Annotated in this window: 12 protein-coding genes, 1 riboswitch and 1 other annotated feature; of the genes, 7 read left to right on the top strand and 5 right to left on the bottom strand. The window is 45.5% G+C overall.

Annotated elements, in window-relative coordinates; genetic code table 11:
- Window positions 1-15: 15 nt before the first annotated feature.
- The gene (locus tag ABE28_RS20670; protein WP_064462652.1) at window positions 16-1,332 is read left to right on the top strand and encodes a glycosyltransferase; all 1,317 of its coding nucleotides are present in this window, start codon (window positions 16-18) and stop codon (window positions 1,330-1,332) included.
- Window positions 1,333-1,374: 42 nt separating this feature from the next.
- Entirely contained in the window at window positions 1,375-2,676 is a 1,302-nt protein-coding gene (locus tag ABE28_RS20665; protein WP_064462653.1) for a nucleotide sugar dehydrogenase, read from the top strand.
- Window positions 2,677-2,838: 162 nt separating this feature from the next.
- Here the strand turns inward: ABE28_RS20665 and pckA are convergent, their stop codons facing one another.
- Window positions 2,839-4,425, bottom strand: coding sequence for a phosphoenolpyruvate carboxykinase (ATP) (pckA, locus tag ABE28_RS20660; RefSeq protein ID WP_064462654.1), 1,587 nt, complete (start codon window positions 4,423-4,425; stop codon window positions 2,839-2,841).
- A gap of 377 nt (window positions 4,426-4,802) precedes the next feature.
- A riboswitch (SAM riboswitch) is annotated at window positions 4,803-4,965 on the top strand.
- 164 nt (window positions 4,966-5,129) lie between these two features.
- Here pckA and metK point away from each other — a divergent pair.
- Window positions 5,130-6,323, top strand: a complete 1,194-nt coding sequence (metK, locus tag ABE28_RS20655; protein ID WP_064462655.1) for a methionine adenosyltransferase — start codon at window positions 5,130-5,132, stop codon at window positions 6,321-6,323.
- 161 nt (window positions 6,324-6,484) lie between these two features.
- On the opposite strand, the gene ABE28_RS20650 is transcribed toward metK, so the two are convergent.
- The gene (locus ABE28_RS20650) at window positions 6,485-7,003 is read right to left on the bottom strand and encodes a gamma carbonic anhydrase (protein WP_064462793.1); all 519 of its coding nucleotides are present in this window, start codon (window positions 7,001-7,003) and stop codon (window positions 6,485-6,487) included.
- A 209-nt stretch (window positions 7,004-7,212) separates the two neighbouring features.
- On the opposite strand from ABE28_RS20650, the gene ABE28_RS20645 reads away from it, so the two are divergent.
- Window positions 7,213-8,016, top strand: coding sequence for an alpha/beta hydrolase (locus ABE28_RS20645; RefSeq protein ID WP_064462656.1), 804 nt, complete (start codon window positions 7,213-7,215; stop codon window positions 8,014-8,016).
- A 70-nt stretch (window positions 8,017-8,086) separates the two neighbouring features.
- Here ABE28_RS20645 and ABE28_RS20640 read toward each other — a convergent pair whose 3' ends face one another.
- The 3 genes from ABE28_RS20640 to ABE28_RS20630 are packed head-to-tail and all read right to left on the bottom strand — an operon-like array spanning window position 8,087 to window position 10,468.
- A complete protein-coding gene (locus ABE28_RS20640; RefSeq protein ID WP_064462657.1) occupies window positions 8,087-8,899 on the bottom strand; it encodes a hypothetical protein in 813 nt (270 codons plus the stop codon).
- Between the two features lie 38 nt (window positions 8,900-8,937).
- Complete coding sequence (locus ABE28_RS20635) at window positions 8,938-9,510, bottom strand: tRNA 5-(aminomethyl)-2-thiouridylate-methyltransferase MnmM (RefSeq protein ID WP_064462658.1); 573 nt, start codon at window positions 9,508-9,510, stop codon at window positions 8,938-8,940.
- Window positions 9,500-10,468, bottom strand: coding sequence for a tRNA modification radical SAM protein MnmL/YtqA (locus ABE28_RS20630; protein WP_064462659.1), 969 nt, complete (start codon window positions 10,466-10,468; stop codon window positions 9,500-9,502). The genes ABE28_RS20635 and ABE28_RS20630 overlap by 11 nt, the downstream gene beginning before the upstream one ends.
- 170 nt (window positions 10,469-10,638) lie before the next feature.
- On the opposite strand from ABE28_RS20630, the gene ABE28_RS20625 reads away from it, so the two are divergent.
- From ABE28_RS20625 to leuS, 3 genes are all read left to right on the top strand, one after another.
- Window positions 10,639-11,145 carry an SMI1/KNR4 family protein gene (locus ABE28_RS20625; protein WP_167353417.1) on the top strand — a complete coding sequence of 169 codons (507 nt, stop codon included), beginning with the start codon at window positions 10,639-10,641 and terminating at the stop codon, window positions 11,143-11,145.
- A gap of 94 nt (window positions 11,146-11,239) precedes the next feature.
- Window positions 11,240-11,503, top strand: a complete 264-nt coding sequence (locus ABE28_RS20620; protein WP_064462661.1) for a DUF2524 family protein — start codon at window positions 11,240-11,242, stop codon at window positions 11,501-11,503.
- Between the two features lie 151 nt (window positions 11,504-11,654).
- Window positions 11,655-11,887 (top strand) — a binding site (T-box leader).
- A 53-nt stretch (window positions 11,888-11,940) separates the two neighbouring features.
- Window positions 11,941-14,355: a leucine--tRNA ligase gene (gene leuS / locus ABE28_RS20615; RefSeq protein ID WP_064462662.1), complete on the top strand. Its 2,415-nt coding sequence runs from the start codon at window positions 11,941-11,943 to the stop codon at window positions 14,353-14,355.
- Window positions 14,356-14,492: the final 137 nt, after the last annotated feature.

Here is a 14,492-nt window from a genome sequence, read left to right as displayed (position 1 = left end):
GAAGTGGAGGACAACATGACCAAGAAGGTATGCATGTTTGTGTGGAATCACTTTACGAACGATGCAAGGGTTCTGAGAGAATGTACAGCACTTACTGAAGTGGGATATGAAGTGGATTTAATTGCCATTCATAACTGGAAGATCAAGGATTTGCCCAAAAGGGAGCAGCATCAAAACGGCTTCACTGTCACAAGGGTCAACAATCGATGGGAGGCGCTTCATCGAATTCTCAGAATGGCAGGCAAGGTGAAGAAGAAGAAGTTTGAAATCGTACTATTGGCCATATTGGTCTGGAATACGTTATGGAATTTGAATTTGATCAACGGTTGGGTGGGATCGGGTATACTGTTCGGTTCCCTTGCGCTTCTTGCGATGGGCACCCTTTTAATCACTAAAACGAAGCTCCCGACGTTATTAACCAGGAGCTACATTTTTGGTCAAATGATCTATCATGGGCGGAAACGGAATTATGATTTTTACCATTCGAATGACTTGAATACACTCATGCAGGGGGCGATCAGCAGTAAATGGTTCAGAAGGAAGAAGCTGATTTATGACTCGCATGAAGTGCAAACGAGCAGAACGGGATATAATAGCCCACTCTACGGGAGGATGGAGAAATTCCTATTAATGTTCGTCGATGAAATGATTGCCGAAAATCATACGAGAGCTAAATATAATGAAGACTTATATGGTCTCTATCCAAAAGTTGTCCATAACTATCCGATCCCGACAAACCCGGAGGAAAGCACGTCCGTGAATTTGCATGAGCTGCTGAATTTGCCGCCGGATGAACGGATATTGTTGTATCAAGGCGGCGTCCAGATGGGCAGAGGTTTGGAGCAATTGGTCGATGCCGTACCGCTGATCGAGACAGGGACGGTGGTATTTATCGGAGATGGGAAAATCAAGGCGGCATTAATGGAGAAGGTGAAGGAAATGGATTTGGAGCATCGGGTGAAGTTTTTGCCGAAAGTCCCGGTCGACGAATTGCTTCACTATACGAAAAATGCCTACTTAGGTTTTCAAGTGTTGAATAATGTTTGCTTTAATCACTATTCCGCTTCTTCTAATAAATTGTTCGAATACATGATGAGCGGTGTGCCAGTCGTTGCCTGCAGCTTTCCAGAAATCCAAAAGGTGGTCGATGCGGAACAAATCGGTGTTTGTGTCGATTCACATGATCCTAAAGCCATTGCCGACGGAGTCAATTACTTATTGAAGCATCCTGAAAAAAGGGCGGAAATGAGCCGGAATTGCCTGAATGCACGCCAAACATATAATTGGAAGCAAGAGAAGGATATCTTTATCGAGATATATCAAACTGCCTGAGCTGGCAAGGATCGCAGATAATAATGAATAGGAGTGGTTTATATGAAAATTTGTACATTAGGACTAGGTTATATAGGACTTCCAACTTCTTTAATGTTTGCGAAACACGGTGTCGACGTCGTCGGAGTGGATATCCATCCAAACATCATTTCCAATCTGAATCTTGGCAGGCTCCATCTCGAGGAACCTGGACTGGAAGAGGTATTGCATGAAGTGCTGGATTCCGGAAAATTCCAAGCGTCATTAAGACCGGAGTATGCAGATGTCTTCATTGTCGCAGTTCCTACGCCGAATAATAATGACATGCAAAAATCCTGTGATTTGACCCATGTGGCTGAAGCTACCGCAAGCATCCTCCCTTTCATCCGCAAAGGGAATATCATCATCATCGAATCGACGATCGCTCCGAGGAGCATGGATGATCATATCAGACCGATGATTGAGATGACGGGACTTACCATCGGAAAAGACATTTTTCTAGTTCATTGTCCAGAACGTGTTTTACCTGGAAGGATTTTGGAAGAGTTGGTTCATAACAACCGTATCGTCGGCGGAATCACGGAGACATGCTCATATAAAGGGAGCCTGGTTTATCAAACCTTCGTTAAAGGGGAGATCATCCAAACGGATGCGAAAACGGCGGAAATGTCCAAGCTGATGGAAAACACCTTCCGGGATGTGAATATCGCCCTGGCAAATGAGCTGGCAAAGGTTTGCTTCGAGCTGGACATCAATGTCTTGGATGTCATATCGATGGCAAACAAGCACCCGCGTGTCAACCTTCACCAGCCAGGGCCGGGAGTCGGTGGTCATTGCTTAGCGGTCGATCCCTATTTCGTCGTCGCAAAGTCCCCAGAGACTGCAAGGATCATTAAGCTCGCCCGTGATACCAACGTATCGATGCCTTATCATATTGTCAATTGCGTGAGGATGATGCTTGAGGGCATCGAGCGGCCAAAGGTGGCGGTCTTCGGGCTTTCATACAAAGGGAATGTCGATGACATCCGTGAAAGTCCTGCCATCGATGTCGTCAATATTTTGATGGGAATGGAGCAGATGGAGGTAGCCCTGCATGACCCGCATGTCCAGTCTGGCATGCTGCCCATCGTTTCAGTGGAAGATGCCGTCAACGATGCCGACCTGATTCTTGTCTTGACGGACCATGATGAATTCAAGGTGATGGATTATGATGATCTCTCCAAGCTGATGGCCAATAAAATGATCCTCGATACGCGTAATTGCATTGATGTAACGAAGACCGGAGTTTCGGTCGCGAACTTGGGCAATATCTATCAATATAAAAAGGTGTCAAGGGAAAAAGCCAGAAATAAAGCGATCAGCTAAAACAAACATTGGGAATGATAGTGGACGGATAACGGTGCTGACTATGTGTCAGTGCCGTTTTTTGGGCTATTGGAAGAAAGACTCGTGTATCCTAGCCGCAATCAATTTATAGATGGAAAAAGGGACCAAGCATGGAGCCTGGTCCCTTTGTGTATATGCTTTTTAAGCGATCGGTCCGCCAAGATCTTCGATTTCGTTTGGAACGCTTCCGAATTTCTTGAAGTTTGCCCGGAATTGAGCGGCAAGGTCTGTTGCGGATTGTTTATAAGCTTCAGGATCTGCCCAAGTCTTGATTGGCTGAAGCACTTCATCCGGTACACCTGGAACATGTAGCGGAATGTTCAAGCCGAAGATTTCATCCTTGACCGTTTCGATGTTTGCCAATTCCCCTTCGAGTGCAGCCTGGACCATGGCACGGGTGTAAGCAAGTTTCATGCGGCTTCCAGTTCCGTACGCTCCGCCTGTCCATCCCGTGTTGACAAGGTATACTTTTGCGTTGTGCTCGTCAATTTTATCACCAAGCATTTCAGCATAGCGTGTAGCAGGTAACGGTAAGAATGGTGAACCGAAGCAAGTGGAGAATGTCGCTTCTGGTGAAGTTACGCCTCTTTCCGTTCCAGCTAACTTGCTCGTGTATCCACTTAGGAAATGGAACATGGCTTGTTCCTTGGACAGCTTGCTGATTGGAGGCAGTACGCCTGAAGCATCAGCAGTCAGGAAAATGATCGTATTTGGGTGCCCGGCAATACTTGGGTTCACGATGTTATCGATCGCTTGCATTTGGTATGCAGCACGGGTATTTTCAGTCAATGAACTATCATCATAATCCGCTTCGCGAGTATCCGGATCGACAACTACATTTTCCAGGACGGCTCCAAAACGGATGGCATCGAAGATTTGTGGTTCTTTTTCGCGTGATAGGTTGATCGTTTTCGCATAACAGCCGCCCTCAATGTTGAAAACACCGTTAGAAGCCCAGCCATGCTCATCATCACCGATCAGTTTGCGATTCGTGTCAGCAGATAAAGTGGTTTTGCCTGTACCGGACAGTCCGAAGAATAAAGCGACGTCCCCTTCACGTCCTACGTTAGCAGAGCAATGCATAGGAAGGATTCCAGCCTCTGGAAGTAAGTAGTTCATGATCGAGAAGATCGATTTTTTCATTTCACCTGCATATTCCGTTCCGCCGATCAGGATGGTACGGCGTTCAAACGAAACGATGATGAACGTTTCGGATTTCGTTCCGTCCACTGCAGGATCAGCTTTGAAGTTGGGTGCTGAAAGGATCGTGAATTCTGCTTCGTGGCCTCTCAGCTCCTCTTCGTTCGGACGGATGAATAAAGTATGGGCGAAAAGATTATGCCAAGCATATTCATTAACGACACGGATAGGAAGGCGTGATGATTCTTCTGCACCAGCGAAACCTTTGAAAACGAAAATCTCTTCTTTTGCTTTTAAGTAGTCAATTACTTTATTATATAGCTTATTGAACACATCTTCGGAAATTGGCTGGTTCACTGGGCCCCAATCGACTTTATCTTTAACGGATGCTTCCTCGACGATATATTTATCTTTAGGTGAACGACCCGTGTATTTGCCTGTTTCGGCCTTGACTGCGCCAGTTGATGTTAAAACGCCTTCATTCCTGCTTAATACCTTTTCGACCAATTTGGGAACCGAAAGCTGAGTTTGCACGTTGTGTCCTGTTAATAATTGGTGTAACTCATTAGAAACGTCTACAGAATTCATATATGAGGTACCTTCCTTTGTTTAAGTTTTATATTACAATTAGTATAACACATTTATTTAAATAGTCTATACTATTCCGTCTGATTTGTGATAATTTTCAATTGGTTGAATTCCTCATTTTAAGTGGGCAGGAACCATGTGAAGATTCCTGCATATGCTTTAATGTAAGTCGCTCTCCTTTATTTTAATAGGAAGTGATTAAGCTTTTTCATCATTGGTTAAAAATGGTGTTTTGATCGTTAGGCATCCGGAATCCCTTCCATGACGGGGAATCGGAGTTTATTGTATCCATGTTGGCCTCGGATGATAAATGTTCTTGATAGAAAAACATTGACAAATTCCGACCCAATACGATAATATCTTAAATTGTACGGATTCTCTTATCCCGAGTTGGTGGAGGGACAGGCCCTTTGAAACCCAGCAACCTGCCATATTGAACTTGACTCCAAGAGTAATCGCCGAAAATAAAGCGATGTTCTTCAAGGAAAAGTGGTGATGGTGCTAACCTGAGCAAGGTAAAAAACCCTTGAACGATAAGAGTGAAAGGATAGAAGACAGAATGTTAAACCTTTCCTCATTTTCCAGGGAAGGTTTTTGTGTTTTTTAAGTAATTCTGTGTCTATAGTTGAAGCTAATAAGGGAAACGAGTTCCGTAAAAAAAATCAGGCTAATGCCTACCACATACTAACTTCCAAGGAGGAAATATGATGTCAAAGAAACGTCTATTTACTTCTGAATCTGTTACAGAGGGCCATCCGGACAAGATTTGTGATCAGATTTCAGATTCCATTTTAGATGCTATCCTTGCTAAGGATGCAAATGCGCGTGTTGCGTGTGAAACAAGTGTTACGACAGGTCTTGTGCTTGTTGCTGGTGAAATTACAACATCCGCTTACGTGGATATTCCGCGTATCGTTCGTGATACGATTGCAGGAATTGGCTATACTCGCGCGAAATACGGCTTTGATGCTGAAACGTGTGCTGTATTGAGCTCGATCGATGAGCAGTCTGCCGATATCGCAGCTGGCGTCGATAAAGCTTTGGAAGCACGTGAAGGTAGCATGTCAGAAGAAGAAATCGATGCAATCGGTGCAGGGGACCAAGGTCTTATGTTCGGATTTGCTTGTAATGAAACAGAAGAGCTTATGCCGCTTCCGATCTCATTGGCACACAAGCTTTCATTCCGCTTGACTCAAGTTCGTAAAGATGAAACACTTGCTTACCTTCGCCCAGATGGTAAAACACAGGTAACTGTGGAGTATGATGAAAATAACCGTCCTGTACGTGTAGATACAATCGTCATCTCGACACAGCATGATGCAGAGGTCACGCTTGAGCAAATTCAAGCCGATTTAAAAGAGCATGTGATCAAAGCGGTCGTTCCTGCTGAATTGATCGATGCCGAAACTAAATACTTCATCAACCCGACTGGCCGTTTCGTAATCGGCGGACCTCAAGGGGATGCAGGTCTTACTGGCCGTAAAATCATCGTTGATACGTACGGCGGATACGCTCGTCACGGCGGCGGTGCATTCTCTGGTAAGGATGCTACGAAAGTTGACCGTTCTGCGGCATACGCTGCTCGTTACGTTGCCAAAAACATCGTGGCAGCCGGCCTGGCTGACAAAGCCGAAGTCCAATTGGCATATGCAATCGGTGTGGCAGAGCCTGTATCGATCTCGGTTGATACATTCGGAACCGGCACAGTTAGCGAAGACGTCCTTGTTGACCTGGTTCGCGCTAACTTCGACCTTCGCCCGGCAGGCATCATCAAAATGCTTGATCTTCGTCGCCCAATCTACAAACAGACAGCTGCATACGGACACTTTGGCCGTACCGATGTCGATCTTCCATGGGAACGTACAGATAAAGCAGAAACACTAAAAGCACAAGCATGATCCATATGGAAAAGGTGCGCCGCTAATTGCGGCGCACCTTTTTTGTAGGATTAATTTTGCCTGCAGAGGGAATAATTCAATAAACCCGCTGAGTGGTATATTTCGAGCTAAAAAGAGGCTTCGGTTTGGTTCAAGACTTGAAATGCCGCGGTTAACCTAATTTATTTTATGCGGTCTGCGCTTTTGTAGTATTGTCCTTTTTCGGCATATTCGCGTACGATTCGTTCCATGTCTTGACGGTCTTCCTCATTGATTTCCCGAATCACTTTGGCTGGACGTCCGAAGGCGAGCATATTGGGCGGGATGACCTTGCCCTGGGGAACGAGACTGCCGGCACCGATGAAAGCCCCTTCGCCGATTTCGGCTGCGTCAAGTATGATCGATCCCATGCCGATCAGGGCACCTTTACGGATTTTGCAGCTATGTAAAATGACCTGATGGCCAATGGTCACTTCATCTTCAATGATCAATGGATTATTGGGGCTTTGGTGAAGGACGCTATTATCTTGGATACTTACTTTTTTTCCTATGATGGTTGGGGCTACATCACCGCGGATGACGGAATTGAACCAGATGGATGATTGGTCACCAATTTTCACATCGCCTGTCACGACTGCATTCTCCGCAATATAAGCACTTTCGGCAATTTCCGGTTCCTTGCCCTTGAACGGATAAATAATCATTTTCAATCATTTCCTTTCCGAAGTGAATGTTTTTATGTATTATTTTAATATACCGTATGCAAATACCGTTGGCTATTTATAATACGAAGGTACAACTTGTTAGTTTTCTTTTTTGTCGAAAAACGCGAATATGGTTATAATTTATATATATATTTTAACTATCATGGATCGTATACAACAAGTGAAAAGTGAAAGGGGGATTTCGAATGTGGAAATGGGAGACAGATGGGGACGCCAAAGGCGTCATTGTCATCATTCATGGGGCAATGGAACATCACGGCCGTTATAAATGGGTTACACAAATGTGGCTTTCAGCCGGATACCATGTCGTCATGGGCGACCTTCCTGGGCAGGGCATGACGACTCGTGCCTACCGGGGACATATCGATTCCTTTGATGAATATTTGGATGAAGTGAAAAGCTGGATAGAGGAAGCATACGAATACTCGCTGCCGGTCTTTTTGCTTGGGCATAGCATGGGCGGCCTGATTTCGATACGCCTTCTTCAAGAAGAGGAATGGGATATCGCAGGCGTGATTTTATCTTCACCTTGTTTAGGGCTCGTAACAAAGCCTCCGAAATTCCTGGCAAGCATCTCACATGGCTTGAATCTCGTGATGCCCCAGTTCAGGGTCGACTCTGGATTAACTCCCGAAATGGCAACGAGGAGTTCCGAGGTCCGTGAATGTGACAGGAATGATACATTATATATCACGAAGGTTTCCGTTCGCTGGTATCGGGAGCTCTCCCAGGCCATGAAGGATGCTTTTGAAGAGATTCCCGACTTCCAGGATGTCCCGCTTTTGGTCATGCAGGGCGGAGACGACCGGATCGTGAATAAGAAGGCAGTTCGTGAGTGGTTTAACTATAACTTGGCTAGTGAGAAGCAATACAAAGAATGGCCAAAGCTGTATCATGAGATCTTCAACGAGCCTGAACGTGATGATGTATTCCAATATGCGCTCAGCTTTGTTGAAAATCGCTTGAAAATATTAGGATATGTCATTTGAACGGGAAATACTGCTGTGCCGAATACGTGAAAAAGCTGCCGAATTAAGTTGATCGGCAGCTTTTTATTTCTTAATGGGATGGAATATTCGCGAATAGGTTGAAGATACAACTTATTCGTCCAAATTGAGTGATTATTCGTCCTAATCCGGTGAAAAATCGTCCGTCGTCGGAAAAAATCGTCCTGTGGCGGTGATAAATCGTCCTGTGGCGGTGAAAAATCGTCCAACGTCGGGATAAATCGTCCTGTGGCGGTGATAATTCGTCCATCGTCGGAAGAAATCGTCCAAATCCAGTGATAATCCGTCCGTCATCGGAAAAAATTTTCCTGATCCGGTGAAAATCGTTCATCGTCGGGATAATTCGTCCTGAACCGTTAATAATCAGTCCGACGTCGGAAAAATTCGTCCAAATCCAGTGATAATCCGTCCGACATCGGAAAAAATTTTCCTGATCCGGTGAAAAATCGTTCATCGTCGGGATAATTCGTCCTGAACCGTTAATAATCAGTCCGACGTCGGAAAAATTCGTCCAAATCCAGTGATAATCCGTCCGACATCGGAATAATTCGTCCAAATCCGTCGATAATCCGTCCGTCATCGAAAAAAATCGTCCAAATCCAGTGATAATCCGTCCGTCGTCGGAAAAATGGTTCAAATCCATCGAAAATCCGTCCGACGTCGAAATAATTCGTCCAAATCCGTCGATAATCCGTCCGACGTCGGAAAAATGGTTCAAATCCATCGAAAATCCGTCCGACGTCGAAATAATTCGTCCAAATCCGTCGATAATCCGTCCGACGTCGAAATAATTCGTCCAAATCCAGCGATAATCCGTCCATCGTCGGAAGAAATCGTCCAAATCCGTTGATAATCCGTCCATCATCGGAAAAAATCCTCCGAATCCGGCTGTCAGGGGTGATTTCACTTTTTTTCAATGGCGACGATGAAGGGAGGATTGTTGGCTTGGTTGATGAAGCCGTATTTCAGGATATGGGCTCTTTGCTGCGGAAAGTTTTGCACATAATCCATCAGTGCATCCCGTTCCTGCGAGCCGCCGGGATGGCCATGGTAGATGACGAGTATGATGATGCCTTCAGGAGCCAGCAGCTCGAACAGTTGTTCAATGGCGGCTTTCGTCGTATCGGCTTGGGTGATGATCGATTTATCCCCGCCCGGAAGGTAGCCCAAGTTGAATATGGCTCCAGTAATTTTTCCGGCATGTTCTTTTCTGAGGTATTTATTCAATTGTTCATGCCCATCATGGATGAGCGTGCATCGATTGTGCAGGCCCTCGTTTTCCAGTTTAGCCCTTGTGTTCTGGATGGCTTCGTTTTGAATATCAAAACTATAGACATGTCCCGTTTCACCTGTAAGTCCGGCAAGAAAGGCCGTATCAAAGCCGTTCCCCATCGTGCCGTCAACGGCTATATCTCCGGGTTGCACCGTTTTTTCAAGCAAAATTCTTGCGAAGGGCAAGATGCGGTCAAGCTTCATCTGTTTGTTCCTCCAGTTGATATTTTTTCCCTTGCCAGCTGTTGCGTCGCTTCAATTCGGCATCAATGGCATTCAAGACATCCCATTTATTGACGCTCCACATCGGACCGATCATTAAATCGATCGGACCGTCACCGGTTATTCGATGAACGATCATTTCAGGAGGGATGATTTCCAGCTGATCGCATACGAGGCTGACGTATTCATCACGGTCAAGAAATTCAAGCAGGCCTTTTTCATATTGCTTGACCATCGGCGTCCCTTTCAAAAGGTGAAGTAGATGGATTTTTATCCCCTGCACATCGAGCTGGGCGACTTCCCTGGCCGTTTCCATCATCATCCCGTAATCCTCCTCTGGAAGACCGTTGATGATATGGGAGCAGACACGGATGCCATGTTTACGCAGTTTATCGACGCCTTCTTTATAACAGTCGAAGTCATGGGCGCGATTGATCATCGTCGCGGTTTTTTCGTGAACCGTCTGAAGACCGAGCTCGACCCATAGGTATGTGCGTTCGTTCAATTCTGCCAAATACTCCACCACATCATCGGGCAGACAGTCAGGGCGTGTCGCGATCGAGAGCCCGACGACACCCTCTTGGGTCAGAACACTCTCGTATTTCTCGCGAAGCTCTGCCACGGGCGCATGCGTATTCGTGAATGCCTGGAAATAGGCCATATACTTTCCATCTTTCCATTTATGATGCATCTTTTCACTGATTTTTTTGAACTGGATGTCGAGCGGCTCCACCCGGCTCCCGGCAAAGTCACCCGAGCCAGAGGCACTGCAGAAGGTACAGCCTCCATGTGCGACGGTGCCGTCACGGTTCGGGCAGTCAAAGCCGCCATCCAGGGCAACTTTAAAAACCTTATGTCCAAAATGATTTCTCAGGTGGTAATTCCATGTGTGGTATCGTTTGTTATCCGTTGCGTATATAAACGGGTTTGCTTGATTCAAATCAGCAACCTCCTTGGTATAAATAAAGCGCACCATATATTATACAACATTCTGGAAGCTAGGTCTTTTTTTGAAGAACAGGCGTATAATGTATACTTGAGGGCTGAACTTTTGGCTGCTAATTCAACAATATCTAGTGAAAGACTATATCCAATCGGGAGCTGATGGACATGACCGGTCAAGTTGAAGAAGCGATTAATCATATGAAAAAACGATTAGCCGAAAATAATCACATATTCGAAGCAAAGGAAGATGGATTTATATACCAAGCGACTTGTACCTTCAATTCACCTGCTTCGGATGAGGAAATTGATTCCTTTGAAAAGAAAACCGGATTGCATCTGCCCGAGGATTATAAAGAGTTTTTGAAAATAACGAATGGCTGCAAGCTATTCGAAACATGCGAGTCAGGCGGGGAAAATGATTTATACAGCCTGGATGATATCATGAATTACACCTATGAAATTCCTTTTGAAGGACGCTTTAAGGTTGCTTGCATATATCAAGATAATATCGTCATCGATGGGGATGCCGTCGCCAAGGGCGATAGCGAGTATATCATGGTGAAAGGTCATCTCGATGATTTTGAAGAAGGCGAAAAACTGAATATGGGCTTCGCCGAATGGATCGGGCGTTTCATATCCGATCAAGGGGAGAAGTTTTGGGATAAGCGATGATCCAAAAAAATGATGATAATCCTCTCGTTATTTGCTCAAACTAATCAGGATGATTAGAAATCATCCAAATGATACGCGAAGGAGAGGGTTTGAAATGGCAACCAGACAATCCGTCGATCATTTTTTAGAGCAATGTGAAGGAGCTCTCCATTTTGCAGAGTATGAGTATAATGAGGCTTCACGGCAAGAGCATTATGATGATGAACAATTTCAAAACTCACAAAGGTATATCGAAGAGGCATTGACGGATATGGAACGATTGTATGCCAGTTCGAATGACCAGCAACGGGAAATGCTTTCGCGGATGAAGCAGCAGCTGAACGAATTGAAGAATGAAATGATCGTACTTCGACATTAAGGGTGCATGGGGGCCGTGGTTTCATGGCTCCCTTTCTGCACGATTTTTCTGGAATTCGCATATATAATGAAAAACCTGTCGATAATGTTTATATCCGGCTATTGCAATTATCGGTGAAATTGACTAGAATGAAATAAAATCCAATATTCTCATAAAGACTATGATGAGGAACAGTAGCGATTTTATTCCTGTAAAGAGAGTTGACGGGTGGTGCAAGTCAACCTGGAATGATCGTGAACTCGCCTTGGAGTTTCAGGTGTGAAGGGTAAAAGTAATGCCTGACGAACGAATCCGCGTTACGGATGATTTAAGCTGGGCGGATTTTAGCTATCGCCAATGTGGGTGGTACCGCGGGAAGATATACATAATCCTCTCGTCCCTATTTTGGGATGAGGGGTTTTTTATTGTTTTTCATACGGAAATTAGGAGGAAATCAAATGAGTTTTGACCATAGAAGCATAGAAACGAAATGGCAAAAGTATTGGGAAGGCAACAAGACGTTCAAGACGGGTGAAGAAAGCGGCAAGCGTAAATTCTACGCACTTGATATGTTTCCATATCCATCAGGGGCAGGTCTTCACGTAGGACACCCGGAAGGCTACACGGCTAGCGATATTTTGGCAAGGATGAAGCGGGCACAAGGATATAATGTCTTGCATCCGATCGGCTGGGATGCTTTTGGACTTCCGGCAGAGCAATATGCGATCGATACGGGAAATGATCCGGCTGAATTCACCGAGCACAACATCAACACGTTCCGTCGCCAAATCAAGGCGCTTGGTTTTTCTTATGACTGGGATCGTGAAATCAATACGACGGATCCTGATTATTACAAATGGACACAATGGATTTTCTTGAAGTTGTATGAAAAAGGATTGGCTTATATTGATGAAGTGGCCGTTAACTGGTGTCCGGCACTTGGAACGGTCCTGGCGAACGAAGAAGTCATCGATGGAAAAAGTGAGCGCGGAGGCCATCCGGTCGAGCGCCGTCCGATGAAGCAATGGATGCTTCGGATCACAGCTTATGCAGACCGCTTGATCGACGATTTGAATGATGTGGATTGGCCGGAAAACATCAAGGATATGCAGCGTAACTGGATTGGCCGTTCCGAGGGGGCTGAGGTTACTTTCCATATCGATGGTCACCAAGATACCTTCACGGTGTTCACGACCCGCCCTGATACATTATTCGGAGCGACTTATGCCGTATTGGCTCCTGAACATCACTTTGTCGATAAAATCACGACAGCCGAACAAAGAGATGCAGTTGACGCCTATTTGGATGAAGTGAAGCATAAAAGCGATTTGGAAAGAACCGACTTGGCAAAGGATAAATCGGGCGTGTTCACGGGGGCTTATGCGATTAACCCGGTAAACGGCGAAAAAATGCCGATTTGGATTGCCGACTACGTGCTGATCAGTTACGGAACGGGAGCGATCATGGCGGTCCCTGCCCATGATGAGCGTGATTATGAGTTTGCCGTCAAGTTCGACTTGCCGATCAAGGAAGTCGTCGCTGGCGGAGATGTGACAAGTGAGGCGTATACAGGCGATGGCCTTCATGTGAATTCGGAATTCCTTGATGGAATGAATAAAGAAGATGGCATTTCAACGATGATCAAATGGCTGGAGGAAAAAGAAATCGGTACGAAGAAAATTACCTACCGCCTTCGCGATTGGTTATTCAGCCGTCAACGCTACTGGGGTGAACCGATTCCGATCATCCATTGGGAAGATGGGACGATGTCAGCATTGAAGGAAGATGAGCTTCCGCTAATTTTACCGACAGCGACTGACATCAAGCCTTCAGGTACGGGGGAATCTCCGCTTGCAAATATTGCGGATTGGGTGAACGTAACCGATGAAAACGGACGGAAAGGGCGCCGCGAGACCAACACGATGCCGCAATGGGCAGGCAGCAGCTGGTATTTCCTACGCTATATCGATCCGCATAACAAGCAGGCTCTGGCAGATCCGGAAAAATTGAAAGAATGGATGCCGGTCGACATTTATATTGGCGGTGCCGAGCATGCGGTGCTTCACTTGCTATACGCGCGCTTCTGGCATAAATTCTTGTATGATATCGGTGTCGTACCGACGAAGGAGCCATTCCAAAACTTATTTAACCAAGGTATGATCCTTGGCGAGAATAATGAAAAAATGAGTAAATCAAAAGGGAATGTCGTGAACCCGGATGATATCGTTGAAAGCCACGGTGCCGATACACTTCGTATGTATGAAATGTTCATGGGCCCATTGGATGCATCGATTGCCTGGTCGACAAACGGGCTGGATGGCTCGCGCAGGTTCCTCGACCGTATTTGGCGGTTATTGGTCAACGAGGATGGAACATTGACGGATAAGCTGACTGAAGCGGATGACACGGGCAAGCTTGAGAAGGTCTATCATCAAACGGTTAAAAAGGTGACCGAGAACTATGAAGAATTGAAATTCAATACGGCGATTTCACAATTGATGGTATTCATCAATGACGCGTATAAAGCGGATTCGCTTCCTAACGTATATGTAGAGGGCTTCGTCAAACTGCTTGCACCGGTTGCACCGCATATTGCCGAAGAGCTTTGGTCCAAACTGGGTCACTCCGAGAGCATCACATACGGAACATGGCCTGCCTTCGATGAAGCGAAGCTAGTCGATAATGAAGTCGAAATCGTCATCCAGATCAACGGGAAAGTCAAAACGAAACTAATGGTTCCGACTGACACCACGAAAGAAAAACTGGAAGAAATCGCGATGGGCGATGATTCCATCAAAGAACAAATCGATGGCAAAACGATTCGTAAAGTCATTGCCGTGCCAGGCAAATTAGTTAATATCGTTGCGAATTAAAATAACTGAAGCAAAGCTGCCCCGCATGAATTCATGCCGGGGCAGCTTTTTGCGTGGACGAAACAGGTCTAAAGTCTTGTTTGGTATCGTCCGGTTTCAGGTGAAATCATCAGGAGTTATCCAACAGTTTCCAATTT

Source organism: Peribacillus muralis, assembly GCF_001645685.2.
Classification (GTDB): domain Bacteria; phylum Bacillota; class Bacilli; order Bacillales; family DSM-1321; genus Peribacillus; species Peribacillus muralis_A.
Note: the sequence above shows the minus strand (reverse complement) of the source record. Positions and strands in the feature narration are given on the sequence as shown.